Source organism: Haloechinothrix salitolerans (assembly GCF_042662605.1).
Taxonomy (GTDB): Bacteria; Actinomycetota; Actinomycetes; order Mycobacteriales; family Pseudonocardiaceae; genus Haloechinothrix_A; species Haloechinothrix_A salitolerans.
Window position 1 is genome coordinate 5,175,561 of sequence record NZ_JBHSXX010000001.1, and the last position, 23,545, is coordinate 5,199,105.

Consider the following 23,545-nt stretch of genomic DNA (forward strand, 5'->3'; position numbering starts at 1 on the left):
GAAACTATGGATTTTCTGTCCGCGCATCGCTGCTCACCGTGGCTGCCTGGGGCTACGGTAAATCCATGAGCAGTTCGACAGGCCCGTCGGTCGCGATCGTCGGCACCGGCTTCGGCGGCATCGGCATGGCGCTGGAACTCAAGCGCGCTGGTCTCGACGACTTCGTCATCCTGGAGAAGGGAGACGACATCGGCGGCGTGTGGCGCGAGAACACCTACCCTGGCGCCGCCTGCGACATCCCGTCGCCGTACTACTCGTTCTCCACCGAACCGAACCCGGCATGGTCGTCACGGTTCTCGCCGCAGGGCGAGATCAAGGAGTACATGCGGCGCGTCGTCAATGACAACGACCTGATGCCGCACATCCGGTTCGGTGCCGAAGTCACCTCGGCCACCTTCGACGAGGCTCACGCGCAGTGGCGACTGGCCACCGACACCGGCGAGGAGTTCACGGCGGACGTCTTCGTGCCCGCCACCGGACAGCTCTCCCGGCCCGCGCTGCCGCACATCGAGGGCATCGAGACGTTTCGAGGGCCGTCGTTTCACTCCGCGGAGTGGGATCATTCGGTCGACCTTCGAGGTAAGCGCGTCGCGGTGATCGGCACCGGGGCGAGCGCGGTGCAGTTCGTGCCCGCGATCCAACCGGACGTCGAACACATGACGGTGTTCCAGCGTTCCGCTCCCTGGGTGCTACCCAGGCCCGAGGTCGTCTACAAGCAGTGGCATCACACGATGTTCCGGAAGCTGCCGTTCACCCGGGTCGCCGAGCGGTTCGCGTTCTGGCTGCTCTGCGAGGTGCTGGCGCTCGCGTTGGTCGACGTCCCGAAGATGCGTCCGCTGTTCGCGGCGATCGCCCGGTTCCATCTGCGCCGCCAGGTGCCCGACAGGCGGCTGCGCGCCAAGCTCACCCCGGACTACGAGCCGGGTTGCAAGCGCGGGCTGTTCTCCGGCGACTACTACCCAGCGCTGGGCCGGCCGAACGTCCACCTTGAGACGACCGGCATCGAGCGCATCGAGCCGGAAGGCGTCCGCACCACGGACGGCACGCTCCACCGGGCGGACGTCATCATCTACGGCACCGGCTTCAAGACGTCGGAGTTCCTTGGCCCGATGGCGGTGCACGGGCTCGACGGCCGCAAGCTCGCCGACGAGTGGAGCGAGGGCGCGCACGCCTATCTCGGCATGACCGTGCCCGGCTTCCCGAACATGTTCCTCATGTATGGCCCCAACACTAATCTGGGTGTCGGCTCGATCATCTACATGCTGGAGTGCCAGGCCCGCTATATCGGCAAGGCGGTGCGGCTGCTCGCGCGCGACGGCGCCCGCGCCATGGACGTCAAGGAGGACGTCGCGAGGCGGTTCGACCAGCGACTGCAATCCAGACTCAACCGGTCGGTGTGGACGCTGTGCTCCAGCTGGTATCGCAACGAGCACGGCCGCATCACCAACAACTGGCCTGGCACGGTCAGCTCCTACCGGCTGGCCACCCGCACTCTCGACCCGGATGACTACCGGCTACTCGACCGCGAGGAGGCGGCGTGAGCAGGACCTTCGACTACGACGTCATCGTCATCGGCTCAGGCTTCGGGGGCAGCGTGTCCGCGCTGCGGCTCACCGAGAAGGGCTACCGGGTCGGCGTGTTCGAGTCGGGGCGTCGATGGCGTCCCGACGACTACCCCAAGTCCAACTGGAACCTGCGCAAGTCGATCTGGGCGCCTCGACTCGGGCTGACCGGCACGCAGCGGATCAGCTGGCTCGGCAAGGTCGCGTTGTTCAGCGCGTCCGGTGTCGGCGGCGGGTCGCTGATCTACGGCAACACGCTGTACGAGCCGCTGGACAAGTTCTACTCCGACCCGGCGTGGTCGCACATCACTGACTGGCGCGCGGAGCTCGCGCCGTACTACGACCAGGCGAAGCGGATGCTCGGCGTGACCACCAACCCGAGGCTGACCCCGGCGGACGAGGTGCTGCGGGAGGTCGCCGAGGAGCTGGGCGTGGCGGAGACGTTCCACCCCACGCAGGTCGGCGTGTTCTTCGGCGAGGGTGACGACGCCGAGGGCAAGACCGTGCCCGACCCGTACTTCGGCGGGGCGGGCCCGGAGCGCACCGGCTGCGTGCACTGCGCCCGGTGCTTCACCGGCTGCCCGCACAACGCGAAGAACACCACCACGACGAACTACCTCTACCTCGCCGAGCAGGCAGGCGCGCGGGTGCACGAGATGGCCACGGTGACCGACGTCCGGCCGCTCGACGGCGGCGGCTACGAGGTCGTCACCGAGCGGTCCGGCAGCGTCGTCCGCAAGCAGCGTCGCCGCTATACCGCCGAACAGGTGGTGTTCTCCGCGGCGGCGCTCGGCACGCAGAAGCTGCTGCACCAACTCAAGGACACCGGGCGGCTGCCACGGCTGTCCGACCGGCTCGGGGAGCTGACCCGAACGAACTCCGAGGCGATCCTGGTGTCGTCCAGCCGCACCCGACGCGACTTCGCGCAGGGCATCGCGATCACGTCGTCCATCCACCCCGAGGCGGACACCCACATCGAGGTGTGTCACTACGGCACCGGGCAGAACTCGTTGTTCCCGCTGTCCGCGCCGATGGTCGACGGCGGGAAGCTGCGTGCGCTTCGGTTCGTGTTGTCGGTGATCGCGCATCCGCTGCGGTTCCTGCGTTCACTCAACGTGCGCGGGGCGTCCGACCGGTCCGTGATCCTGCTGGTGATGCAGTCGCTGGACAACTCGCTGACGTCGTTCCGCAAGCGCGGGCTGTTCGGGCACCGGCTGTCGACTCGGCAGGGCACCGGCGAGCCGAACCCGACGTGGATCCCGATCGGGCACGAGGCGAACCGCCGCTACTCCGACAAGATCAACGGCGATGCGCTCGGACTCTACATGGACATCGTCAACGTGCCGTCAACGGCGCACTACATCGGCGGCTGCCCGATCGGCGACTCACCGGAGACCGGCGTGGTCGACCCGTACCAGCGGCTCTACGGCTACGAGGGACTGCACGTGGTGGACGGCTCCGCGATCTCGGCCAATCTGGGCGTGAATCCGTCGCTGACGATCACCGCGCAGGCGGAGCGGGCGCTGGCGTTCTGGCCGAACAAGGGCGATGCCGACCCGCGCCCACCACTGGGTCAGGCGTACCAACGGATCAACCCGGTCGCGCCGATCCATCCGGCCGTGCCCGAGTTCGCGCCCGGTGCGCTACGGTTGCCGATCACTCCGGTGAAGCGACGCACGAAGAAGGCGGAGCAGGCATGACGGAACAGCGGTACCCGCCCGAACCGTGGACGCTGTGCGGGGACGCCTTCGTGTCGGTGTGGCGGCTGCCCGAGCAGGAGCTTCCCGCGCTGCCAGACAGTATGAACGGCATTGTGCCGATCTCCATGGGAGGCTATGGCTTCGTCGTCACCGCATGGGTGGACTACCAGGAGCCGGGGATGCTGTCCTACCGCGAGCTGATGGCCACCGTCGCGGTGCGTGACGGCACGAAACCGGCCGCGTCCATCACCCACATCTGGGTGGACAGCGAGACGTCGCTGGCAGGTGGCAGGGAACTGTGGCACATCCCGAAGGACATGGCGAAGTTCGAATGGCGCAGCAGCCGCGCGATCACCGCGACGGCCCACGGTGACCACGGCCCGATCGCGGGCGCGGCGTTCGTGCCGATGGCGACAGTGCCGATCGCGGTTCCCTCGGCCTTCGCGGTGATCCAGCGTGGTCCGCTGCGCAGCCCAGTGCGGGTAGCGGGCAAGCCGATGCTGGTGCGCACGTCGTGGTGGGTGGACGCCGACGGGCCGCTCGGGTTTCTGCACGGCCACAAGCCGCTGGCCAGCATGGGGCTGACCGGCTTCGACATGCGCTTCGGAACCCACCTCAGATACGCGGCGCGACGGCGCTAGCGCCGTAGTGCACGGCCAGCCCGGTCTGGCCTGCCGAAAGGTCAGGACGCAACACCAGGTCGTCGTCGTAGTCACCGCTATCCTCGTGCCGGAACGGCAGCGGATCGGCGGTGAACAGCGTGGCCAACCGGTGCCGGAGTTCGGGTAGCACCGCGCGGTAGCCGTTGTCGTCCATCCGGTCGGCACCGTAGATGACCAACGGCGCCAGCGCGGCCATGCCGGTGTAGAACAGCGTGCCGTGCAGCAGCGGGAACAGCACGTGGTCGACGTCGCCGTGGATGCCGCGCGGGCCGAAGCTGGACGGGCGGGCACCCACTGACGTGATCACCAAGGCACGTTTGCCCGCCAGCCCGCCGTCGCCGTAACGCCGGGTGCGACCGTCCGTGCCGGTGACGCCGAACGCGAAGCCCTGCACCAGCACGCGGTCAAACCAGCCCTTGAGGATGGCGGGCGGGCCTAGCCACCACAGCGGGAACTGGAAGACCACGGCGTCCGCCCGCGCGAGCTTGGTGTGCTCGGCGCGGATGTCCTCGCTGAGCGTGCCGCGCCGGTAGCCGCGCTCCTGCTCGGCGCCGACGATGAGCCGACCGCGGACGTCGTGCGTGACGTCGTGGGCATCCGCGATCGGGTTCCAGCCCATCGCGTAGAGGTCGGACACCTGGACGTAGTGCCCCGCCTCGCGGAGCTGGTTAATGCCGTGCGTGAGAAGTGCTCCATTGAGTGAGCACTGCTCCGGGTGAGCGAAGATCCACAGTACGTTCATGTGTTCCAGCCTGACCGGGTCGCCCGCTCGATACGAGTGGCCTGATGGACATGATGTGAAAGAATCGGGCCATGCATCGAGTAGCTGTTCTCGTCCGCCACGGCCTGGTACCGCTGGAGCTGGGCATCGTGCATCAGATCTTCGGCCGCGCCTTCGCGCCAGACGGAGCGCCGCTGTACGACGTCGTCACCTGCGCGGCGCTGCCGGGTCAGGTGCCCACCGACGCAGACTTCCCCATCACCGTCACGCACGGGCCGGAGGCGCTGGCCGAGGCGGACACGGTGATCGTGCCCGCGACGCACCCGGACGAGACGGAGACTGAGGGCCGTCTCGGGCCGGAGCTCGCGGCGGCCCTGGCGCGCGTCCGGCCGGGCACGCGGGTGGCGTCGATTTGCACCGGGGCGTTCGTGCTCGCCGCCGCCGGATGGCTCGACGGCTTGCGCGCCACAACGCACTGGAAGTCGGCTGAGCGGTTCCGACGGCTGTTCCCGCGCGTCGAACTGGACACCGACGTGCTCTATACCGACTCCGGCGACGTTCTGACGTCGGCGGGCGAGGCGTCCGGCATCGACCTGTGCCTGCATATGGTGCGTCGCGACCACGGCGCCGCCGTGGCCAACGACGTCGCACGCACGACGGTGGTGCCACCGCACCGAGAGGGCGGGCAGGCGCAGTTCATCCCACGGCCGGTGATGTCGCGACGGGAGACGTCCACCGGCGCCGCCCGGGAGTGGGCGCTGGCACATCTCGACCGGCCGATCACCCTGCGCGAACTGGCCGCGCGCGAGGCGATGAGTGTCCGGACCTTCACCAGGCGCTTCCGCGAGGAGACAGGGCTGTCGCCACTGCGGTGGCTGACGCAGCAGCGCGTGGCGCGAGCCCGCGAACTACTCGAGGAGACCGACCTGCCGGTGGACAGGGTCGCCGCGGCGGCCGGGTTCGGCACCGCGGTCTCGCTGCGCCAGCACCTGCACGACGCGATCGGTGTCTCACCACGGGCGTACCGGGCGACGTTCCGGGGATGTCAGGGGGACCCGGTACGGTCTGGGGTCATGGCCGCAAACCCAGCGAGAATGACGCCGCCATGAGAAAGACCGTGGCGCGACTCGCCGATGGCAGACAGTTGATCTACTACGACGATACCGGCGGCCAGTCTCGCGCGCGGCCGGTCGACAGCAGACAGCTGCCTCCGCTGAACGTCGGCAGCGAACTGCGGTTCGATCCGCTCGTCGACGAGTGGGTGGCGATCGCCGCGCACCGGCAGGACCGCACTCACCTGCCGGATGCCGCCGACTGCCCGCTGTGTCCCTCGCGGGAGGGCGCGCTGACCGAGATCCCCGCCAGCGACTACGACGTCGTGGTGTTCGACAACCGGTTCCCGTCGCTGGCCGCTGACGTCGGTGAACTGATGTCGCAAGGCGAGGATCTCGTACCGCGCCAGCCCGGCATCGGCCACTGCGAAGTCGTCTGCTTCACCAGCGACCACGACCGCTCGTTCGCCCAGCTCTCTCCGGCAAGGGCACGCACCGTCATGGACGCGTGGGCCGACCGCACCATCGAGCTTGGGTTGCAGCCGGGCATCGAGCAGGTGGTGCCGTTCGAGAACCGGGGCGTCGAGATCGGCGTGACGTTGGAGCATCCACACGGCCAGATCTACGCCATCCCGTTCGCCGCGCCAAGGACACGGCGAATGCTGGAGTCCGCCCGCTCGTATCGCAGGCGGACATGGCGCAACCTCTTCGGCGACATCCTCGCCACCGAGCGCAAGGCGGGCACCAGGATCGTCGCGGAGAACGAGCACTGGACTGCGTTCGTGCCCGCGGCGGCGCGCTGGCCGGTCGAGGTGCACGTCTACCCGCATCGGCAGGTGCCCGACCTGCCAGCGTTGTCCGACGCCGAACGGGACGCGTTCTGCCACCTCTACCTCGACCTGCTGCGGCGACTTGATCGGCTCTACGACGCGCCGCTGCCCTACGTCGCCGCATGGCAGCAGGCCATGGTCAACATCGACCGCGACCTGAGCTACCTGCGGCTGGAGCTGTTCTCCATCCGCCGCGCCGAGGACAAGCTCAAATACCTCGCCGCGATGGAGTCCGCGATGGGCGTGTTCCTCAACGACGTCCGCCCGGAGGATGCCGCGCAGCGCTTGCGAGACGTCGGCGACTGACACACCGCCCGCGGCGCCGACCTCCGATCGACCAAGCCCACTGGGCTCAGTACGCTCAGACGCATGGTGGCTGTGGAATCAACCATGCTCACGCTCGGAACGACAGCGCCGGACTTCGCGCTACCCGACCCCGACGGCGTCATGTGGAGCCTGGATCAGGTCGCGGGAACGCACGGCACCTTGGTCGCGTTCGTCTGCAACCACTGCCCGTTCGTGCGCCACATCGCGGTCGAGTTCGGCGAGGCGACGGCCCGCTGGCAGGAGTCCGGGATCGGCGTCGTCGGCATCAACAGCAACGACGTCACGTCCCACCCTGACGACCGGCCGGAGAAGATGGCCGAGCAGGCGAAGGCCTGGGGCTGGACCTTCCCGTACGTCAGCGACACAGACCAGTCTGTCGCGAAGGCCTACCGCGCGGCGTGCACGCCGGACTTCTTCCTGTTCGACGACTCGCGCTGCCTGGTCTACCGGGGCCGCTTCGACGGCGCGACGCCAGGTAACGACGTCGCCGTGACCGGTGAGGAGCTGGACGCCGCGGTGCGGTCGCTGCTCGCGGGCGAGCCGATCAGCGGCGACCAAGTGCCCAGCATCGGCTGCAACATCAAGTGGACCCCGGGCAACGAACCCGAGTGGTTCGGCTGATCAGCTCTCGTCGCTCCGCGCGGCGCAGGTGCCGCAGTCGCAGGCGTCGACCAGCCCATAGCTGATCTCGTCGGCGACGCACACCTCGAAGGTCTCCACCGACATGCCGCTCGGGGAGATCACCAGCCGCACCCCGGTGCCGCCTTCGACCGGGGTGTATTCCGTCTTGCCGACGTCGTCGTGCAGCAAACCGACGATGCGGTAGTGCGCGAACGGCCGGATCAGCGTCTCTACCTCGTGATAGGCGGCCCGGACGTCGTCCCGGCTCGCCAGCGGCTCGTCGGACTCCATCCAGTCGGCGTGGCCTTCTGTGATGTGCCACCCCACCGCCTCAAGGACGTACGAGGATTGCGTAGTCATGCGCGTGTACCCTTCAGCTCGCCTCGTGGGCTATCTCGCCACAGTGACGGCCTTCGTTACCGCGATGACGGGATGGACCGGCCCCTGATACTGAATCGAGTTCCCGCCGTGATACGCAATGCCGCGTACCGGACAATCGCGCCGAAACTACCGCCTGATCAGGGCGGATGCGAGTCGGAGACCATCGGTGACACCGTCGCCACCCTCGGTGTCGACGCCGTCGAGCGCCGGGAGCCTGGCGGCATCGACCCCGGCGAGCACGAGCGCGGCGGCGGTGACGGCGTCCCGCGCCCGGCTGGTGCCGTCGGCGATCTTGATAGCGACCGATGTGCCATCCGGCAGCGCGGCGACCTCGACGCCTTCCGCACCGTCCTTGGCGATGAGGCCGGGCACCGCCTTGATCAGTTCGGTGACCGGGCGGGTGCTGCCACCGAGTCGCACCGGGTGCGTGCGGGTCGCCGCGGCGACCGCCGCCATCGGTGAGCCGTCAGCCGCACTGGCGACCGCGCCGATCGCCCTAGCGAGCCCGGTCAGCGACAGCGCGAACAGGGGCGCGCCGCAACCGTCAACGGCCACCTTGGCGACCTTCTCGCCGGAGAGTTCCGCGAGCAGCGACGCGATCTCGCGCTGCACCGGGTGCTCGGGGTCGCGGTAGTCGTCGAGCGACCAGCCGTTGCGCCGCGCCGTCACCAGCATCGCGGCGTGCTTGCCCGAGCAGTTCTGCGCGAGCCTGCTCGGCGGACGCCCCGCCGCGAGCCATTTGTCGCGCACGGTGGTGTCGAGCGGGTAACCGATCGGGTTCCGCAGGTCGTCCTCGGACAACGACTCAGTGGCGAGGATGCGCAGCACGCCATCGACGTGGCACTGCTCGCCGGAATGGCTGGACGCCGCGAGCGCGAGCAGGTCGGCGGGCAGATCGAGGCCACAGCCGACCATGGCGCTCGCCTGAACCGGCTTGACCGCCGAACGCGGATACATGACCGCATCCGGGTCACCGACAGCGTGGCGGACAGCGCCATCGGCATCCAGCACGACGGCGGAACCGTAGTGCACACTCTCGACCATCCCGTTGCGCATGACGTAGGCGAGCGGTTCGTGGCGCGGCGCGCGCGGCTCCATCGACGTCCCCTTCCCCTCGGCTCGGCGGTGTCACCCGAACGGCGCCACTGTACCGGGGTGGTGTGGCGCGCTGTCGCCGCCAACCGTGCAGGACTGGTGGCATAACCGAGAATATCTCATTTTTTCGCCTCCAATTAAATACCTAGTGATGCGTATCGTTCATTCCTAGTCGTCGTTGACCTGTGCGGAATCCACGAGTGAAGCCACGATCACAACACCCTCGGCTCCACTCCTTACCGTCACATTCAGGGAGTTCCTATGGTCGATAAACCACGCGCCGTCCTTGTCACCGGAGCTGGCGGCTTCATCGGAGGCCACCTGGTCAAACGACTTCTGGAGCAAGGTGAGTACGTGCGCGCGGTAGACGTGAAACCCGCTCATAAATGGGATCAGCGGTTCTCCGAGGCGGAAAACATCACACTCGACCTCAAATTGTTGCCACAATGCCGGATCGCGGCCGCCGGAATGGACGTGGTGTATCACCTGGCCGCCGACATGGGTGGCATCGGTTTCATCGAGAACCACAAAGCCGAGTGCATGCTGTCGGTGTTGATCAGCACCCACATGCTGCAGGCCGCCCGCGACTCCGGGGTGAGCCGGTTCTTCTACTCGTCGTCCGCCTGTGTCTACGCGGCGAATAAGCAGGATCGGCCGGACGCCGACTATCTTGTCGAGTCCGACGCCTACCCCGCCATGCCGGAGGACGGCTACGGCTGGGAGAAACTGTTCTCCGAGCGCATGGCGCGCCACTTCGCCGAGGACTACGGCATGTATACCCGCGTCGCCCGCTACCACAACGTCTACGGGCCGCACGGCGCGTGGCAGGGCGGCAGGGAGAAGGCCCCCGCCGCGATCTGCCGCAAGGTCGCCACCGCCAAGCTCACCGGCGATCACAGCATCGAGATCTGGGGCGACGGTAAGCAGACCCGCAGTTTCACCTATGTCGACGACTGCGTCACCGGCAGCATGATGATCGCCGAGGGTGACTACGCCGAACCGCTCAACCTTGGCAGCTCCGAGCTGGTGACGATCAACGAGCTGGTCGACGTCGTCGAGGACATCGCGGGCATCCGGCTGCACCGGCGGTACAAGCTGGATGCACCACAGGGCGTGCGCGGCCGGTGCAGCGACAACACGCTGATCGAATCGGTCTATGGCTGGCAACCGTCCATCTCGCTACGCGAGGGACTGACCGAGACCTACACGTGGATCGAGCAGCAGGTCGCTAAACAGCTCGCGCTGGCACCGGCCAGCTGAGGGCGACGCGGTGCGCGTTGCGGCAGGCGCCGCGGCGCGCACCGCTCTCGGCCGGTTCCCGGTCTGCGCACACCCCACCGGTCCCCGGTGCGGGTGGCACACCGGGGACTGGCCGTCTTTCACGCGCCGCGCCGGGCCGAGCGCGTGGTCGCGCTCAGGCTGGCGGGCCGAACACCGTGATGACGTCGCCCGAGTTGGGCAGGCTGAAGCGATCACCGGCACCCCAGCGGGAGAACTGCCGGTGCACCCGCATCCCGGCGTCGGCCACCAGCTCGGCGAACAGTTCCGCTGTCATCGCCGAACGCCACCCCTCGGCGGAGCCGCCGTCACCAGGGTGATGGATGACGGCGACCGCGCCGGAGCGCATCACCCGCGCCAGCTCACGCAAGTAACCCTTCTGGTCGACCGGCGCGATGTGGAGGAAGACGTCGAACGACCACACGAAGTCGATCGAGCCGTCCGCGACGCCCGGCAGCGTGTTGCCGTCGGTGACAAGGAACGACAAATTCTCGGCGGCGAAGCGCTCCCGGCACAGCTCGATCGCGCGCTCGCTGATGTCGGCCAACGCCAAGGAACGCGCCCGGGGCGAGAGCTCCCGCGTCCACCGGCCCGCGCCGGGGCCGATCTCCAACACGTCCGCGTCCGAGGGCAGCAGCGGCACGAGCACTTCGGTGACAACCGACTCGCGCCACTCCACCGACGGCGTCCACTCTTCGCCATCGTGCGACCAGTCGTAGGCTGTCCACAGCATCCGGTTGTACTCGCGGGTGTTCACGCCGGGCAGGTCGCGCGCCCGCTCGCGAGCGCGAGCGCGGCCGTCGAAGAACCGGCTTACCTTCGCGGCGGCGCGGTCGAGCACGTGATAGCCGAGCCACACCGGATCGTTGGCCTTGAGCCGGTCTCGCAGTACTCGCACCGCCCCGCTCGGCAGCGCATCTCGCCCACTGTCCCCGGACACCGCCGTGCGGGCCAACTCGGGGGCATTGCGCGCATCGCGGTCGGTCATCGTCATCGTCACTCCCGGCTCTGTCGGTCTACTCGTCCCGTCCGTCCCGATTTCACGACGACGGGAAGGGCATCACTTCCGCTTTCCCGTAACGACGCATGGCGCTTCTCGTTACGCATTCTTGAAAGCAGACACAATCTTCCGTGATCGGCCTTTCCCAGGAGTTCCTATATGCGGTAAACGTCTGTCTCCGCAGCTTGCGGACAGTGTTACATGACCACAGTCACAGCCACACCAAAAAACGTGAAGAACGCTCGCTAAATTGGCTCGGCTAAATACCTAGTCGCGCGTCCACAATCCGGGAACCACACACGACAAGGGGGCCTCGTGAAGCTTGGCCATTACTACCCGCGGGCGACCGGGCCGCACTCCGGCGTCACCGCGGGCATCGCGGCCTGGACCACCGCCCTGCTCGATGCGAACCAGGACATCGTCGTACTGCACGACGGCGCGCCGGACACCGACCGCTACGGCGCGGCCGAACTGCGGCCGGTGCGCCACGTGGGCAAGGGGCGCCCTAGCCGGGTGCCGGTCGGCATGGCCGACGCCGTGCGCGACCTCGACGTCCTGGTGCTGCACGAGGCGTGGTTCGCCGCGAACCCAGCGGCCGCACTGGCAGCGCGACGGGCGGGCGTGCCGTACGTCGTCGTGCCCCATGGCGTGTTCGAACCGACCTGGGTGAGCTACCTGAAGCAGCCACGGACACCGCGACAGGCGGTGGAGCGCGCGGTGCTGCGCGGCGCGGCGGCCGCGCACGTGTGGTTTCCGCGGGAAGCCGAGCATGTGCACCGCATCGAACCGTCGGTGCGCTGCGTCGTGGCGCCGCCCGGTTTCGACGTCCCCGCCGAACAGTGGCGGCCCGGCGGTGACTATCTCGCTTGGTACGGCCGGTACGCGGTGACGAACAAGGGACTCGACGTCTTGCTGCGCGCGCTGGCCACGATCCCCGCGTCGTCGCGTCCGCCGCTGCGGCTGCACGGCGTGGACTACGAGGGCGGCCTCGCCCGCACGAAGAACCTGGTCAGCGAACTGAACATCACGCGATGGGTCGACGTCGGCGGCCCGATCTGGGGCGACGACAAGCGGGACTTCGTACTGAACAGCGCCGGGTTCGTACACCCGTCCCGGTGGGACTGCATCCCGATCGCGGTCGCGGAGAACCTCGCACTCGGCGTGCCATGCCTGGTCTCTGACGCGATCAACTTGGCGCCCGACCTGGCGGCGGATGGCGCCGCGACGGTAAGTGGCCTCGGCATCGCGGAGTTCAGCGCCGCGCTCGCGAGCTTCCCGGAACGCGGCGAGGAGCACGCCAACGCGGGTCGCCGGTTCGTGGCCAAGCGGCTGAGCTGGGGCGAGATCATGCCCGGCTACCTGCGGAACCTCGCCGACGTCGTGCGCGAGAGCGGCGCGCGGTGTGGCCGTGCGCGCTGAGACGCCCGCGTCGACCGCGCGGAGGCTAGGCGGCTACGTCCTGTCGCTCGGCAGCGCGGAGATCCTGGGACGCGGACTGTCCTTCGTCGCCATCATCGTGGTGGCGCGGGTGCTTGGTCCGGAGTCGTTCGGCCGGTTCGCGCTGGCGCAGGCGATCGTGCTGTACCTGGCCGCGCTAGGCGACGGCGGCCTCACGCTGTGGACGCAGCGTGAGATCGTACGCCGCCCGGCCGAGTTGTCCCGGCTCATCGCACAAACGCTGGTGGCGCAGGTGCTGCTCGCGCTCGCCGCGATGGCGGTGCTCGCGGTGATCGCACTGACCGCGCCGATACCCGGTAACACCGCCGTGCTGCTCCTCGCCGCCGCGCCCACCGCGCTGGCGCAGGCGTTGAGCACGGTCTACGCGCTACAGGCGCTGGAGTGGATGCGGGCCGCGGCCGTGGTCAAGGTGGTGACCCAACTGGTCGCGGCGGCCCTTGCGATCACGCTGGCGCTGCTGACCGGTGACGCCGTCGTGGTGATCATGACGATGTGGTCCGGCCTGCTGGCCGGCGCGGTGTTGGCGCTGGCGATCTTGCGGCGGCGTGCCGGGCTGCGGGCTCACCTGCCAAGGCTCGCGCATGTGCGGACGACGTTGCGCGCGGGCCTGCCGATCCTCGGCGCGATCGCGCTGGTGCACTACTCGCAGCTCATGGACACCCTGGTGCTCGGCATGCTGCGCGGCAGCCACGAGACCGGTGTCTATGCGGCGGCGGCGCGGTTGATGGTGGTCGCGGCCGTGGTGGCGATGGTGCTGGCCAACGCCGTCTACCCGGAGATGGTGCGCCGCTACGGTGTCAGCGCGGCCGAACTCGGCGTGTTCAGCGGCAGGCTGCTCGCGCTGACGCTGCGCGGGTCGCTGGTCGCCGCCGCCGTGACGGCCGCACTCGCCCCAGTGATCATCGACGTCCTCTACGACGCACGGTTCGCGGCGAGCGCCGACATTCTCCGCGTGCTGGCCCTGCTGATGCCGGTGCTGTGCGTCAACAGCATCGGCACCCAGGTGCTCATGGCGGCAGGGCTGCGACGTCGACTGCTGGCCGGTGTCGGCATCGGCGCGGCGATGGCGTCGGTGGCGATTCCCCTTGCGACGCTCGCGTTCGGCGGAGTTGGCACGGCGGTGGCGCTAGTCGGAGCGATGACGACCCAGTGCGTCGCGTTCAGTTGGCTCGCGCGCGGACCGGTGACGACTGGCTGGGCGCGGTCACTCGGCCGCGAGATCGCACTCGGCCTACTCCCGTTCGCCGCGATCCTCGCGCTGGCGACGTCAACGGTCGCGCACCCCGCTGTAGCCGTGCTGCTGGCGCTGGCGATCGCTGGCGGCGTCGAGGCGGCGCGCGGCTGCCCGACCGTCGCCCTGCTCATGCCCCGGCTCAAGGGAGGACGGCGATGCTGAGCCCCGCGGCGTCCCGCGACGTCGTTAGTCATGCGGCGCGGTTCTGGCGCGACCATGCGGCGGTGATCGCGCTCGGTGCCATCGCCGTGTCGGTGCTTGGCTGCCTGACGTACGGCTTCGCACTGGGCGCCGAGATCCGCTACGCCGATGAGCGCGACTATCTCGCGCTGACGCACGCTGTCCTCAGCGGGGACGGCTACGCATCAGACGGCGAGCCGACCGCCTACCGGCCGCCGGGGATCGTGTTCCTGCTGGTCCCGCTGGCCGCGGTGTTCGGCGACGGCCTGCCAATCGCGCGGCTGGTCGGTATCGCCGCGCTCGCGGTGTCGGCATGGCTGATGTTCCTGCTCGGCCGCAGGCTGCGCTCGCCTTCGTGCGGGGCACTGGCGGCGGTCGCGGTGGCGAGCTACCCGCCATTCGTCTACACCGCGACGACGATCTACCCACAGTTGCCTGCCATGGCGCTGCTGCTCGGGTTCCTTGCGGCCGCGTTCCGAGCGGCCGAGCGACGCGGCGTCCCCGCGGCGGTGGTCGCGGGGATGTGCGGCGGGATGCTCGCGCTCACGGTGCCGACGCTGGCGGTGTCGGTACCGATCGTGGCGGGGTGGTTCGCGCGGCGGCACCGGCCCCCGCGCGCGGTGCTGGCCGCGATGCTGGTGCTCGCGGTGCTCATCCCCGGCGCGTGGACGGTGCGCAACGCCGTCGTGCTGGACGCCTTCGTGCCGGTGTCGACCAACAGCGGCGTCAACCTGCTACTCGGCAACAGCGAACACGTGACTCCGGAGGCCGGTTCGGCGGCCGACATCACGCATTACTACGAGCAAGCGGATCGGCTCGAACTCAGCGAGGTCGAAGCCAACCGCTTCTACCGCGACCAGGCGCTTGACTGGATCAGCGAGCACCCCGCCGAGGCCGCGCTGCTCTACGTGCGGAAGGTGGCGCACACCTTCGCGCTCCACAATGACCTGTTCACCGACGACGCGACGTCGCTGCTGCACGACGTCGTCGCGGCGGTCACCTTCTCGCTGCTGTTCGCGCTCGTGGTGCTGCGGCTGGCGCTGACCCGCTGGCACCCGCTCGACCCCCGCGAAAAGCTGCAGATCACGCTGGTCGTGGTGAACGTCCTGGTGATCGCGGTGTTCTTCACGCGCATCCGGTTGCGGCTGCCGGTCGACGGCCTGCTGATCCTGCTCGCCGCGTCCGCGCTGGCGCGAGTGGTGTCCCTGCCGCGCGAGCAGGGACACCACCGGATCAGCTCACCGTGATGGTGTGCTCGGCCGACGCGGCCTGGCCGTTCTCGCCCCACTGCACCAGAGTCACGCGGTACACGCCGGGCCGTGGGTAGACGACGGTGCCGTCCGCGGTGCGCGCCGGGCCGGTACCGAGGTCCCACAGCGCGTGCCGCGCGGTGTTCGTCCGGTCGGCGCCCTGGTACGCGACGGGCTCCCCCGCGACCGCGGTCGCGGGCATGTTGATCGACGGCGACGGCGGCGACCATCGCGCGCCCCACTCTCCCGCGTTGAGATCGGGACACGGGTCACCACAGTCGTTGTCGTGCCAGTTGACGTTGCCTGGCGGGGTGGTACGCCAGTCAATGAGGCTCGCGTTGCCGGTCAGCGTGCTGTGCCGGACGGCGATCCGGTCGGCGGCGACACCGGAGTGGGTGATCGCGCTGCCCGCGTTGTCGGTGAGTGCGACACCATCCATCGTGACGTTCTCGACGACGTTCCACATCGCGACGCCGTGCCCGCCGAGCAGCAGGCCACCGCTGGTCGCGTGGACCGTCCCGCCCGAGGCGTAGACGTGGCTGACGCGGTGCTGCCCGGTGTCGTCCGCCTTGAACCACGCCCCGATCTCCTTCGCGTGGTAGACGTCGTTGCGCAGCAGCGCGAGCCGCTTCGCGTCCCGCTCGCTGCCCGCGAGTACGGCGAGGCCGTGGTTGACGCCGGAGTCAACGATGTTGTCGGCGGCGACGACGTCGTGGGAGGTGCCCAGCTCGATGCCGACGAACCCGGACGCGTCGGGTGACTGCGCCACGGTGTTGCGCCGCACGGCGACGCCGCGCGATTCGACGACGCTGATGCCTTGATCGAGCCGGTTGTCCTCGACAAACGACTCGTCGCAGCCGTGGTACAGCTCGATGCCCCAGCCGTCGTCACCCACGTTCGTGACCACATTGGATCGGACGCTGATCCCACTCACGGTGTGGTCGGGGTCGCTCGCCCCGGCCGGCGTCACGCAGACGATGCCTCGGCCACCGACGCCGTCAACGATGTTGTCGCGGATGCGCACATGCTCACTGCGGCCGACGGACGAGCCGGGCAGTGTGGTGACGCCGATCCCCTCGCCACCGTCAGCGGGATCGATGGCGCTGACCTCGGTGCGTTCGATGACGATGTCGCAGACGTTGCCGAGGCGGATGCCATGCGACCAGCGGCGACTGAGGTCGCGCACGGTGACGTCGTGAACGTGCAGCGTCGGGTCGCTCGTCGCCGTACAGGAACCGGACGACCAGCCGTTGTTCCACGAGGTGATGCCGAACTGGAGCCACGAGGCGCCGTCGCCGTCCAGCGTGAGTCCGCTGATCTCGACGCCTGGGGCGGGTGCGGCGACGCAGGAGCCATCGCCTTCGGGACGTGCGTTGACCTCGATCATCGCCGCGCCTTCGATGCCGCAGATCCTGCCGGTCGGCGCGCGCAGCGCGGCCGCGCGGATGATCGTCGCGTCACGGCCGGCGCCGATCAGCGTGGTGCCCGGGTCCAGGTCGAGGGTGTCGTTGATATGGAACGTCCCCGCACACAGCTCGATCAGGGATCCGGACTGGCGTTCGATCCGCTCGCGGTCGGTCGCGCCGAGCGTGTCATCGGACGGCGCGAGGCACGTGTCTTGGCTCGCAACGAACCGTGTGGGGGTGGCGGCGCTGCTGCCCTGACCGAGTAACACTCCGGTGAGCGTGAGGATCAGCGCGAGCACGGCCAGGCTCGGTTTACCCGTCGTAGGCGATGAAATAGCGGCGTCATCCTTTCTCATGACGGTTTCCGGACAGCTCGGCACGACGTCCGCATCGGGCGGACTCGATGGCGTTCTGATAGGACGCGAGCAGCGACCGCAGCCCGGTCTCCTCGGTGTAGCGGCGCAGGTAGATGTCGCGGGCGGCCTGACCAACGGCGTCCACGATGGCGTCATCGCGCAGCCTGAGCAGGGCGTCCGACCAGCCTTCGACGTCACCGGGCGGCGCGAGCCACGCCGGTCCCAGTTCGCCCGCGACGTCGGCGGGCCCAGCGATGTCGGAGGCCAGTACCGGGACGCCCGCGGCCATGCCCTCGACGGCGGTCATGCCAAACGTCTCGTAGCACTCGGTGGGCACGACGACGGCGCGTGAGCGCAGCAGCTGCGTGCGCACCTGCTCGGCGGGCAGCCACCCGGTGAACCGCACATTGTCCGGCGCGCGTCGTGCCAAATCCGCGTGGCGGGGACCGTCACCGACCAGCACCAGTTCAAGGTCGTCATGTCCCGCGGCACGCCAGGCGTCAAGCAGCGTGTCGATGCCCTTCTCCGGCGCGAGCCTGCCGAGGCAGAGCACGCGTCGGGAGGCGGACGGCGGCAACGTTCGCGGGCCGGGATCAGCGGCACTGTGCGGTTTGACCGTGATGCGGCTAGCATCGAAGCCCGCCGCGACGTAGACGTCTCTGACGAATCGAGACGGGGCGAGGAAGCGTGTCACGTGCTCCCAGGTGCCTCGGCGGGCGTGCAGTGCGATCGTCGCCGCCGCGACCGCGGACTGCGTGCGCGAGCCTCGGTAGCAGCCGTGCCGCACCGCGTGCCACGGCTGCCCGCCAACGCAATCGGTGCACACCGCCCCGTCGCGGAACAGGAGCGCGTTGCCGCACACCAGCCGGTAGTTGTGCAGCGTCATCACGGTGGGTACCCCGGCATCAGCCAGCGCGTCCACAATGGATGGAGACAGGCTGAACCAGGTGTTGTGCAGGTGCGCGACGTCCGGCCGATCGGCACGAAGCCGATCCCGCAGTTCGGCGCGCCGCGGCGGGTTCCACGGCGCGCCGGCGAGCGCGAGGGCCGCTCGCGCGCCGCCGGGATTGCGCACCCGCAGCGTGTCGACCTGGTGCCCGGCATCGGCGAGCAGCCGCGCCTCGGCCTCGACGACGGAGTCTTCCCCGCCACGTGCGGTGTAGTGGTTGTGGATCTGGAGCACCTTCACGCGACCACCTCACGATCGGCGCGAGTGAGCCCGAGAAACCGCCGGATCGGCGTGACAAGACTGTGCTGGCACGCGACCGCCGACAGGTGCCCGAGCGCCCAGTAGTACGGCAGCGCCCCGAACGGCGCCTCCAACATCACCCCGACCAGTGCCACACCCGGCATGCCCGCCGCGATCATGATCGCCAGCACGTCGACGTCGTTGAGCCGCGGCGCGCGCCTGCCGACGACCACGGCGAGTCGCCAGCCGAGCACGGTCAGCGCGAGCAGCAGCGCCAACCCGACGAGGCCGAGTCGTGCCCACCCGCCCAGCAAGTAGTTGTGCGGCGATCGGACGTCCTCGCGCGTGCCGCTGTAGAGCTCATAGTCAGCCTTCGAGTCGATGAGGTAGTTCGGCCCGAAACCAACACCCACGACGTTGCGCACCGGATCGTCCTGGAGGTATCCGGCAAGGTGCGCCCAGGAGTGGGCGCGGGCGGACATCGTGCCCTGCGCTCCCCCGACGTCCGATGTGGAGGAAAACAGTCCGCCGACCGATGCGCTGAGTCGCTCGATGGCGTAGCCGTCGCTGGCCACGATCCCCGCGATCGGTAACGCGAGCAGGAGCAACGCCACCGCCCAACGCCGGGTTCGCCCGGACTGGCCCTGGACACCGCGCCTGCGGTGGCCGAGCAATGCCACGGCGATCAGCGCGCCGATGACACCGAGTAGCGCGCCCCGCGAGCCGAGCGCGATGGTGACGGCGAGACTGACGCCAGCGAGCACGAGATTCACGACAGGTGCGCTGCCGCTGAGCGCGCGGTGCAGCGCGAGCCCGGCGAGCAGTCCGCAGATGAAGCCGTCGACGTCCGGCCGGGGCACGAACACCGGCACGGTCTCGCTCAGCGGGGGCACCAGCTCCACCACCGATGGCAGCGTCAACCCGATGACGCTCCAGGCGAGATGGAACACCAGCGCGACGGTCACCGCCGTATCCAGGCGCGGTCCGTGTTCGGCGCGCGGCACGAGCACCAGCAGCGCGGCCAGCACGTAAACGTAGGGCGCGGCGTCCCGCAACGCGACGATCTCCCAATCGCTGAGCGCCAGCCAGGCGAAGGACACCGCGAGCAGCGCGGTCGTGGTCACCGCGAGCGCCGCGTCATGCGGCGTACGCTGGCTCCGGCCAGCCGTGAACAGGAGCACGCGGTCCAACAGCAGCACAGCGAGCACGATGTCGGCGATGTACGGCGGCGACGCGGCGGGCAGGAAACTACCCCACCGGGCGGTGGCGAGCAGGAACAGCGCCAGCGCGACCACTCCGTAACGCCGCAGGCCGTCCGATCTCACCGCGCGGCCACCAGCACCGCACCGGCGACCTCGGCGCCCACGGCGTTGAGTTGCGCCAACGCGGTCTCGACGTCGCGGCGGGAGGTCGTGCCCTCGGCCACCACCAGCACCACGGCGTCGACCTGCGCGGCCACCGCGACCGAGTCGGCGTACGGCAGGATCGGCGCGCCGTCGACGACGACCACGTCGTAGCGCGGCGCGACGGCACCGATGAAGTCCCGGAAAGTGCGCCCACCGAGGAGTTCGCCCGGCTGCCGGACATCGGTGCCCGCTGGGATGATGCCAAGCGCACTCGCGGTGGCCAGCGTCCTCGGCTGTGGCTGTGGCGCTGCCGCGCGTGGGCCGGCGACGTCGACCACGACGTCGGACAGCAAAGCGTTGCCGCGCAGCACGTCGGTGAGGCCGGGCTGAGTCGTGAGACCGAGGCGGTGGCACAGCCGGGGGGCGCGTAGGTCACTCTCCACCAGCAGGGTCGCCGCGCCCGCTGTCGCGCTGGCGTTGGCGAACAACGCGGCGACGGCCGACGCGCCCTCGCCGCCCGCGACCCCCGCGACCAACAGGGTGCGTGGCGGATCGGCGCTGAGCTGCGACGTCGCCCGCCATCGGCGTACCGACTCAAGGCTGGCCTCGTCCCACCGGCCCGCTCCCGGCAACCCGGTGCCGTCGGTGCCGTTGTCAGCCAGCGACACCCGCGCGAGCGGGGTGACGCCGAGTGCGCGACGCAGGTCGTGCTCGTCGCGCACCCTCCGCTCCAGGATCTCGCCAAGGACCGCGACGCCCGCGCCGAGCAGCACGCCGACGACGGCGCCGACCGGAATCAGCCGCGTAGGGCTAGGCGCTGTCGTCGTCGCCGGATCCGCGCGGGAGGCGATGGTCAGCGCGAGACCGGACTCGCGTTGCCCGAACAACCCGTTGACCAACTCACTCGCCTCGGCCGCCGCGGCGTTCGCGATCTCCACCGCCTTGTCGCGGCCAGGCGCCGACGCCGAGAGCGTGATCAGGTAGGTGTTGGTGGGCACCCGCGCGGTCAACGTCTCTCGCAGTTCGGCGGGCGGTGTGTCCAACGACAACCGCGCCACGACGCCAGCGGCGACGTCCAACGAGGTCGCGAGGTCGGCGTAGGTTTCCATGCCGGTCGCCGAGATCAGCGCGGGTGCCCGCGCGCCCGCCGCGTCCGACGCGGCGACCGGGGTGACAACCAGCGTCGCTGACGCGGTGTGCCCGCCTCCCGACACCGCCCCGAGCGCCAGCGCGCCGAGCACGGCCACCGCTACCACGGCGGCGACAGCCCGCCACCGCCGCCGCAGCACCTGGCAGAACTCCTCGAGCGTCATCAGCGTGTCCGCAACCAGATGCTCGACGGGAAGTGCCCCGCACCACGCCCGTCGTCGATGCCGCGCGTCATCGGGCGGGGTCGGTAGTCCGGCAGTACGGCGGCGAGGGCGTCGGGACGAGCATGGTGCAGCGCCGGCTGGCAGCTCAGCACCTCGAACCGGTCATTGCCGATCAGCAACGCCGACAGCAGCGCTGTCTCTTGCCAGTCCCAGATGTCGTCGAGCACCCAGGGCGAGTACTGGTACGGCAGGTAGATGTCGTGGATGTGCACCAGGACGCCTGGCGGCAGCGACGGCAACAGTTCCAAGTAGATGCGGTGCAACTCGGAGCCGGTCTTGACGGCGTGGGTTGAGTCGATGAATAGCAGGTCGCCCTCGCCGAGCCCGGTGACCGTCTCGGTCGGCACCCGCTGCGCCGGGAACTCCCGCACCGACACGTGCGGCAGGTGCCGCAGCGCGGCGGGGGCGTACGGGTCAATGGTGGTGATCTGGCTTGCCCGCCCGCCTTCGGCGACGGTGCGGCTCACGGCGGCGGACATGATCGCGGTGGACGCGCCGCTGCCGATCTCCACGATCCGCTTAGGGGCGAAGCCGCGCACCACGCAGTGCAGCACCTGCGCCTCGATCGCGCCGTAGCGGAAGTCGATGCCACGCGCGTCGAGGTCGCGCAGGAAGCCGAAGCCACGCACCTCGTCCAGGTAGGACGTGGTGCAGACGCGGGCGAGCCAGTCGATCTGCTCGTCCAGTCGCCACCGCACGCCGGGCAGTTCGGTGGGGCGGCGCCACAGTTCCTCGTTATCGCGCAGCCACCGCCGTTGCGGCACCGACGAGTAGAAGTGCGCGGGCAACACGTGCAGCCGGGAACGCTCCAACGACGTCAGCGCGGTCACGGCGGCGCGTTTCAGCAGGCCCTTCGCGGCGACGCCTTGTGCGACATCGCTGTCGCCGCTGGCGGCCGCGGGAGTGCCTGATGAGTGCTGAGCCATGTCGGTGCTCCTCAGAGGGGAATCCGCCGCGCCGTGCAGCCGCGGCGGGCTACGCAGCACGGCGGCGACGAAGCGGGGGTTGTGCTTGAGGTAGCGCGGTCCCAGTCGACGCGGTGAGCGTGCCATTCGGTACGCCCATTCGAAGCCGGTCGGGCGGATCCACGCTGGCGCCTGCTCGGCCAACCCGGCGTGAATGTCGAACGCCGCGCCGAAACCGAGCAGCGCGGGCGCGGTGACCTTGCCGAGTGCCCAAGACATCCAGCGCTCCTGCTTAGGTGTCGACATGCCGACGAACACGATGTCCGGCTTGGCGGCGTTAATCTCGTCGACGAAGGGGGCTTCCGCCTCGGGATCGAGCTCCCCGAACGGCGGCGACGCCGCGCCGACGACGCGCAGTCCCGGATACCGTGCGCACAGCCGGTCGGCGAGCCGTTCCGCGACGCCGGGCGCCGCGCCGTAGCAGTAGATTCGCCAGCCGCGCTCGGCGGCGCGCTCGGCCAGCGCGGGCATCAGGTCGGGACCGCGCACCCGGCCCATGGCATCGGCGCCGACGTAGCGGCCCGCCCACAACAGTGGCGCACCATCCGGCACCGTAAGCCCCGATGCGTTGTGGATACGCCGCAGCTCTGGGTCGTGCCGCGACTCCATCACGCCGTGCACGCCGCTGACACAGACATAATGCTGCTCGCGACGGTCGATCCAGCCGCCGATGCGTTCCAGCGAGTCGGCGATCGATGTGATGCTGACCCGGACGCCGAGGACGTCGACGCGCGGTTCGGTCACGGTACTCATGCCGCTGGCCTCCGTCCCGAGGCGAGGCGATCGGAGCTGATGAGGAATCGGGCGCCGCCGACCGCCCTGATCCGGCCCTCGTTGACCCAGCCGGCACCGAGTACCCAGCGCGGCACGGTCGACAGCCGAATCGTCTTGCCGCCGACCATCAACAGCGCGGTGCGCCAAAGGATCCACAGATCCATGCGCAGCGAGCCGTATTGCAGGTAGCAGAAGTCGTATTCGGGACGCTCGTGCACGAGGTAGTGCGACTCGTGGCCGATCTGCCACAGCCCGGTGCAGCCCTGCCGCACCAGTTGGCGAGCATCTCGATAACCAGGGTCGGTCGGCTCAAAGCGGTCCGGCATCTTTGGCCGCGGCCCGACGAGACTCATCTTGAGCAGCGGGACGAGCAGCAGTTGCGGCAGCTCGTCGAGATGGCGATGCCGCAGGAAGGCGGTGAACCGATCAACGGGGATGACCGCGCCACCGTCCTTGAGCGCGTAGCGCGGCGTCGCCTTCGGCAGCGTCCGCAGCTTTGGGAACGTGATTGGCTTGCCATACTGTCCGATCCGCCGATGCCAGAAGAACGGCCACTGTCCTAGCCGGATGGCCAGAATGACGGCGAGTGCGGCGATCACGGGGACCGCCACCACCGCGAGGATCGTGCCGAGCACGATGTCCATCAGCGCCTTTCCCACGCGACCGGCGAGCTGGCCAAGTCGCGCCGTATCGATGTCGTGCTCGTCGTGAAAAATCGTTGCTCTGTCACCAGCATGCTGTGCGTACAGCGGGTCACTAGCCGGCTCGCTCACACCTAACTCCCG

General features: G+C 69.3%; 20 protein-coding genes. 10 read left to right on the forward strand and 10 right to left on the reverse strand.

Features of this window, described 5'->3' with window-relative positions; all coding sequences use genetic code 11:
* The first annotated feature begins 65 nt into the window (after positions 1-65).
* The 3 genes from ACFQGD_RS24615 to ACFQGD_RS24625 are packed head-to-tail and all read left to right on the forward strand — an operon-like array spanning position 66 to position 3,903.
* Entirely contained in the window at positions 66-1,541 is a 1,476-nt protein-coding gene (locus ACFQGD_RS24615) for a flavin-containing monooxygenase (protein WP_345395416.1), read from the forward strand.
* On the forward strand, positions 1,538-3,262 hold the full coding sequence (locus tag ACFQGD_RS24620; RefSeq protein WP_345395413.1) for a GMC family oxidoreductase: 1,725 nt from the start codon (positions 1,538-1,540) through the stop codon (positions 3,260-3,262). Before ACFQGD_RS24615 ends, ACFQGD_RS24620 begins: the two co-directional genes overlap by 4 nt.
* Positions 3,259-3,903, forward strand: a complete 645-nt coding sequence (locus tag ACFQGD_RS24625) for an acetoacetate decarboxylase family protein (RefSeq protein ID WP_345395410.1) — start codon at positions 3,259-3,261, stop codon at positions 3,901-3,903. The genes ACFQGD_RS24620 and ACFQGD_RS24625 overlap by 4 nt, the downstream gene beginning before the upstream one ends.
* Here the strand turns inward: ACFQGD_RS24625 and ACFQGD_RS24630 are convergent.
* Positions 3,878-4,666: an NAD(P)H-dependent oxidoreductase gene (locus ACFQGD_RS24630; RefSeq protein ID WP_345395407.1), complete on the reverse strand. Its 789-nt coding sequence runs from the start codon at positions 4,664-4,666 to the stop codon at positions 3,878-3,880. The genes ACFQGD_RS24625 and ACFQGD_RS24630 overlap by 26 nt on opposite strands.
* Positions 4,667-4,737: 71 nt before the next feature.
* Between ACFQGD_RS24630 and ACFQGD_RS24635 the strand changes: the two genes are divergently transcribed.
* From ACFQGD_RS24635 to ACFQGD_RS24645, 3 genes are all read left to right on the forward strand, one after another.
* Positions 4,738-5,754: a GlxA family transcriptional regulator gene (locus ACFQGD_RS24635; protein ID WP_345395404.1), complete on the forward strand. Its 1,017-nt coding sequence runs from the start codon at positions 4,738-4,740 to the stop codon at positions 5,752-5,754.
* Positions 5,751-6,833, forward strand: coding sequence for a galactose-1-phosphate uridylyltransferase (gene galT, locus ACFQGD_RS24640; RefSeq protein WP_345395401.1), 1,083 nt, complete (start codon positions 5,751-5,753; stop codon positions 6,831-6,833). The genes ACFQGD_RS24635 and galT overlap by 4 nt, the downstream gene beginning before the upstream one ends.
* A gap of 63 nt (positions 6,834-6,896) precedes the next feature.
* Positions 6,897-7,475 (forward strand): thioredoxin family protein, encoded by a 579-nt coding sequence (locus ACFQGD_RS24645; protein ID WP_345395398.1) that lies wholly within the window; start codon positions 6,897-6,899, stop codon positions 7,473-7,475.
* On the opposite strand, the gene ACFQGD_RS24650 is transcribed toward ACFQGD_RS24645, so the two are convergent.
* Positions 7,476-7,835, reverse strand: a complete 360-nt coding sequence (locus ACFQGD_RS24650; protein ID WP_345395395.1) for a hypothetical protein — start codon at positions 7,833-7,835, stop codon at positions 7,476-7,478.
* A 147-nt stretch (positions 7,836-7,982) separates the two neighbouring features.
* Positions 7,983-8,954 carry an asparaginase gene (locus ACFQGD_RS24655; protein WP_345395392.1) on the reverse strand — a complete coding sequence of 324 codons (972 nt, stop codon included), beginning with the start codon at positions 8,952-8,954 and terminating at the stop codon, positions 7,983-7,985.
* Between the two features lie 258 nt (positions 8,955-9,212).
* Here ACFQGD_RS24655 and ACFQGD_RS24660 point away from each other — a divergent pair, with 258 nt between their 5' ends.
* Entirely contained in the window at positions 9,213-10,211 is a 999-nt protein-coding gene (locus tag ACFQGD_RS24660; protein WP_345395389.1) for an NAD-dependent epimerase/dehydratase family protein, read from the forward strand.
* Between the two features lie 154 nt (positions 10,212-10,365).
* On the opposite strand, the gene ACFQGD_RS24665 is transcribed toward ACFQGD_RS24660, so the two are convergent.
* Positions 10,366-11,223: a class I SAM-dependent methyltransferase gene (locus ACFQGD_RS24665; RefSeq protein ID WP_345395386.1), complete on the reverse strand. Its 858-nt coding sequence runs from the start codon at positions 11,221-11,223 to the stop codon at positions 10,366-10,368.
* Between the two features lie 321 nt (positions 11,224-11,544).
* Between ACFQGD_RS24665 and ACFQGD_RS24670 the strand changes: the two genes are divergently transcribed.
* The 3 genes from ACFQGD_RS24670 to ACFQGD_RS24680 are packed head-to-tail and all read left to right on the forward strand — an operon-like array spanning position 11,545 to position 15,348.
* Complete coding sequence (locus ACFQGD_RS24670) at positions 11,545-12,648, forward strand: glycosyltransferase family 4 protein (protein ID WP_345395383.1); 1,104 nt, start codon at positions 11,545-11,547, stop codon at positions 12,646-12,648.
* On the forward strand, positions 12,638-14,083 hold the full coding sequence (locus ACFQGD_RS24675; protein ID WP_345395380.1) for an oligosaccharide flippase family protein: 1,446 nt from the start codon (positions 12,638-12,640) through the stop codon (positions 14,081-14,083). The genes ACFQGD_RS24670 and ACFQGD_RS24675 overlap by 11 nt, the downstream gene beginning before the upstream one ends.
* Entirely contained in the window at positions 14,077-15,348 is a 1,272-nt protein-coding gene (locus ACFQGD_RS24680; protein ID WP_345395377.1) for an ArnT family glycosyltransferase, read from the forward strand. The genes ACFQGD_RS24675 and ACFQGD_RS24680 overlap by 7 nt, the downstream gene beginning before the upstream one ends.
* Here ACFQGD_RS24680 and ACFQGD_RS24685 read toward each other — a convergent pair.
* From ACFQGD_RS24685 to ACFQGD_RS24710, 6 genes are read right to left on the reverse strand one after another with little or no spacing between them, the layout of a single operon-like run.
* The gene (locus ACFQGD_RS24685) at positions 15,335-17,113 is read right to left on the reverse strand and encodes a hypothetical protein (protein WP_345395374.1); all 1,779 of its coding nucleotides are present in this window, start codon (positions 17,111-17,113) and stop codon (positions 15,335-15,337) included. The two genes, ACFQGD_RS24680 and ACFQGD_RS24685, sit on opposite strands and share 14 nt — an antisense overlap.
* The gene (locus ACFQGD_RS24690) at positions 17,100-18,302 is read right to left on the reverse strand and encodes a glycosyltransferase (RefSeq protein ID WP_345395371.1); all 1,203 of its coding nucleotides are present in this window, start codon (positions 18,300-18,302) and stop codon (positions 17,100-17,102) included. The genes ACFQGD_RS24685 and ACFQGD_RS24690 overlap by 14 nt, the downstream gene beginning before the upstream one ends.
* Positions 18,299-19,627 carry an O-antigen ligase family protein gene (locus ACFQGD_RS24695; RefSeq protein ID WP_345395368.1) on the reverse strand — a complete coding sequence of 443 codons (1,329 nt, stop codon included), beginning with the start codon at positions 19,625-19,627 and terminating at the stop codon, positions 18,299-18,301. Before ACFQGD_RS24695 ends, ACFQGD_RS24690 begins: the two co-directional genes overlap by 4 nt.
* Positions 19,624-20,961 carry a tyrosine-protein kinase domain-containing protein gene (locus ACFQGD_RS24700; RefSeq protein ID WP_345395365.1) on the reverse strand — a complete coding sequence of 446 codons (1,338 nt, stop codon included), beginning with the start codon at positions 20,959-20,961 and terminating at the stop codon, positions 19,624-19,626. The genes ACFQGD_RS24695 and ACFQGD_RS24700 overlap by 4 nt, the downstream gene beginning before the upstream one ends.
* Positions 20,961-22,739, reverse strand: a complete 1,779-nt coding sequence (locus ACFQGD_RS24705) for a WecB/TagA/CpsF family glycosyltransferase (RefSeq protein WP_345395362.1) — start codon at positions 22,737-22,739, stop codon at positions 20,961-20,963. The genes ACFQGD_RS24700 and ACFQGD_RS24705 overlap by 1 nt, the downstream gene beginning before the upstream one ends.
* Complete coding sequence (locus ACFQGD_RS24710) at positions 22,736-23,533, reverse strand: sugar transferase (RefSeq protein ID WP_345395359.1); 798 nt, start codon at positions 23,531-23,533, stop codon at positions 22,736-22,738. Before ACFQGD_RS24710 ends, ACFQGD_RS24705 begins: the two co-directional genes overlap by 4 nt.
* Positions 23,534-23,545 lie beyond the last annotated feature (12 nt).

Bases quoted from the DNA above. Each gene is read 5' to 3' on its own strand.
- ACFQGD_RS24615 (WP_345395416.1), top strand. From the start codon at position 66: ATGAGCAGTTCGACAGGCCCGTCGGTCGCGATCGTCGGCACCGGCTTC.
- ACFQGD_RS24625 (WP_345395410.1), top strand. From the start codon at position 3,259: ATGACGGAACAGCGGTACCCGCCCGAACCGTGGACGCTGTGCGGGGAC.
- ACFQGD_RS24630 (WP_345395407.1), bottom strand. From the start codon at position 4,666: ATGAACGTACTGTGGATCTTCGCTCACCCGGAGCAGTGCTCACTCAAT.
- ACFQGD_RS24635 (WP_345395404.1), top strand. From the start codon at position 4,738: ATGCATCGAGTAGCTGTTCTCGTCCGCCACGGCCTGGTACCGCTGGAG.
- galT (WP_345395401.1), top strand. From the start codon at position 5,751: ATGAGAAAGACCGTGGCGCGACTCGCCGATGGCAGACAGTTGATCTAC.
- ACFQGD_RS24645 (WP_345395398.1), top strand. From the start codon at position 6,897: ATGGTGGCTGTGGAATCAACCATGCTCACGCTCGGAACGACAGCGCCG.
- ACFQGD_RS24650 (WP_345395395.1), bottom strand. From the start codon at position 7,835: ATGACTACGCAATCCTCGTACGTCCTTGAGGCGGTGGGGTGGCACATC.
- ACFQGD_RS24655 (WP_345395392.1), bottom strand. From the start codon at position 8,954: ATGGAGCCGCGCGCGCCGCGCCACGAACCGCTCGCCTACGTCATGCGC.
- ACFQGD_RS24660 (WP_345395389.1), top strand. From the start codon at position 9,213: ATGGTCGATAAACCACGCGCCGTCCTTGTCACCGGAGCTGGCGGCTTC.
- ACFQGD_RS24665 (WP_345395386.1), bottom strand. From the start codon at position 11,223: ATGACGATGACCGACCGCGATGCGCGCAATGCCCCCGAGTTGGCCCGC.
- ACFQGD_RS24680 (WP_345395377.1), top strand. From the start codon at position 14,077: ATGCTGAGCCCCGCGGCGTCCCGCGACGTCGTTAGTCATGCGGCGCGG.
- ACFQGD_RS24685 (WP_345395374.1), bottom strand. From the start codon at position 17,113: ATGAGAAAGGATGACGCCGCTATTTCATCGCCTACGACGGGTAAACCG.
- ACFQGD_RS24700 (WP_345395365.1), bottom strand. From the start codon at position 20,961: ATGACGCTCGAGGAGTTCTGCCAGGTGCTGCGGCGGCGGTGGCGGGCT.
- ACFQGD_RS24705 (WP_345395362.1), bottom strand. From the start codon at position 22,739: ATGAGTACCGTGACCGAACCGCGCGTCGACGTCCTCGGCGTCCGGGTC.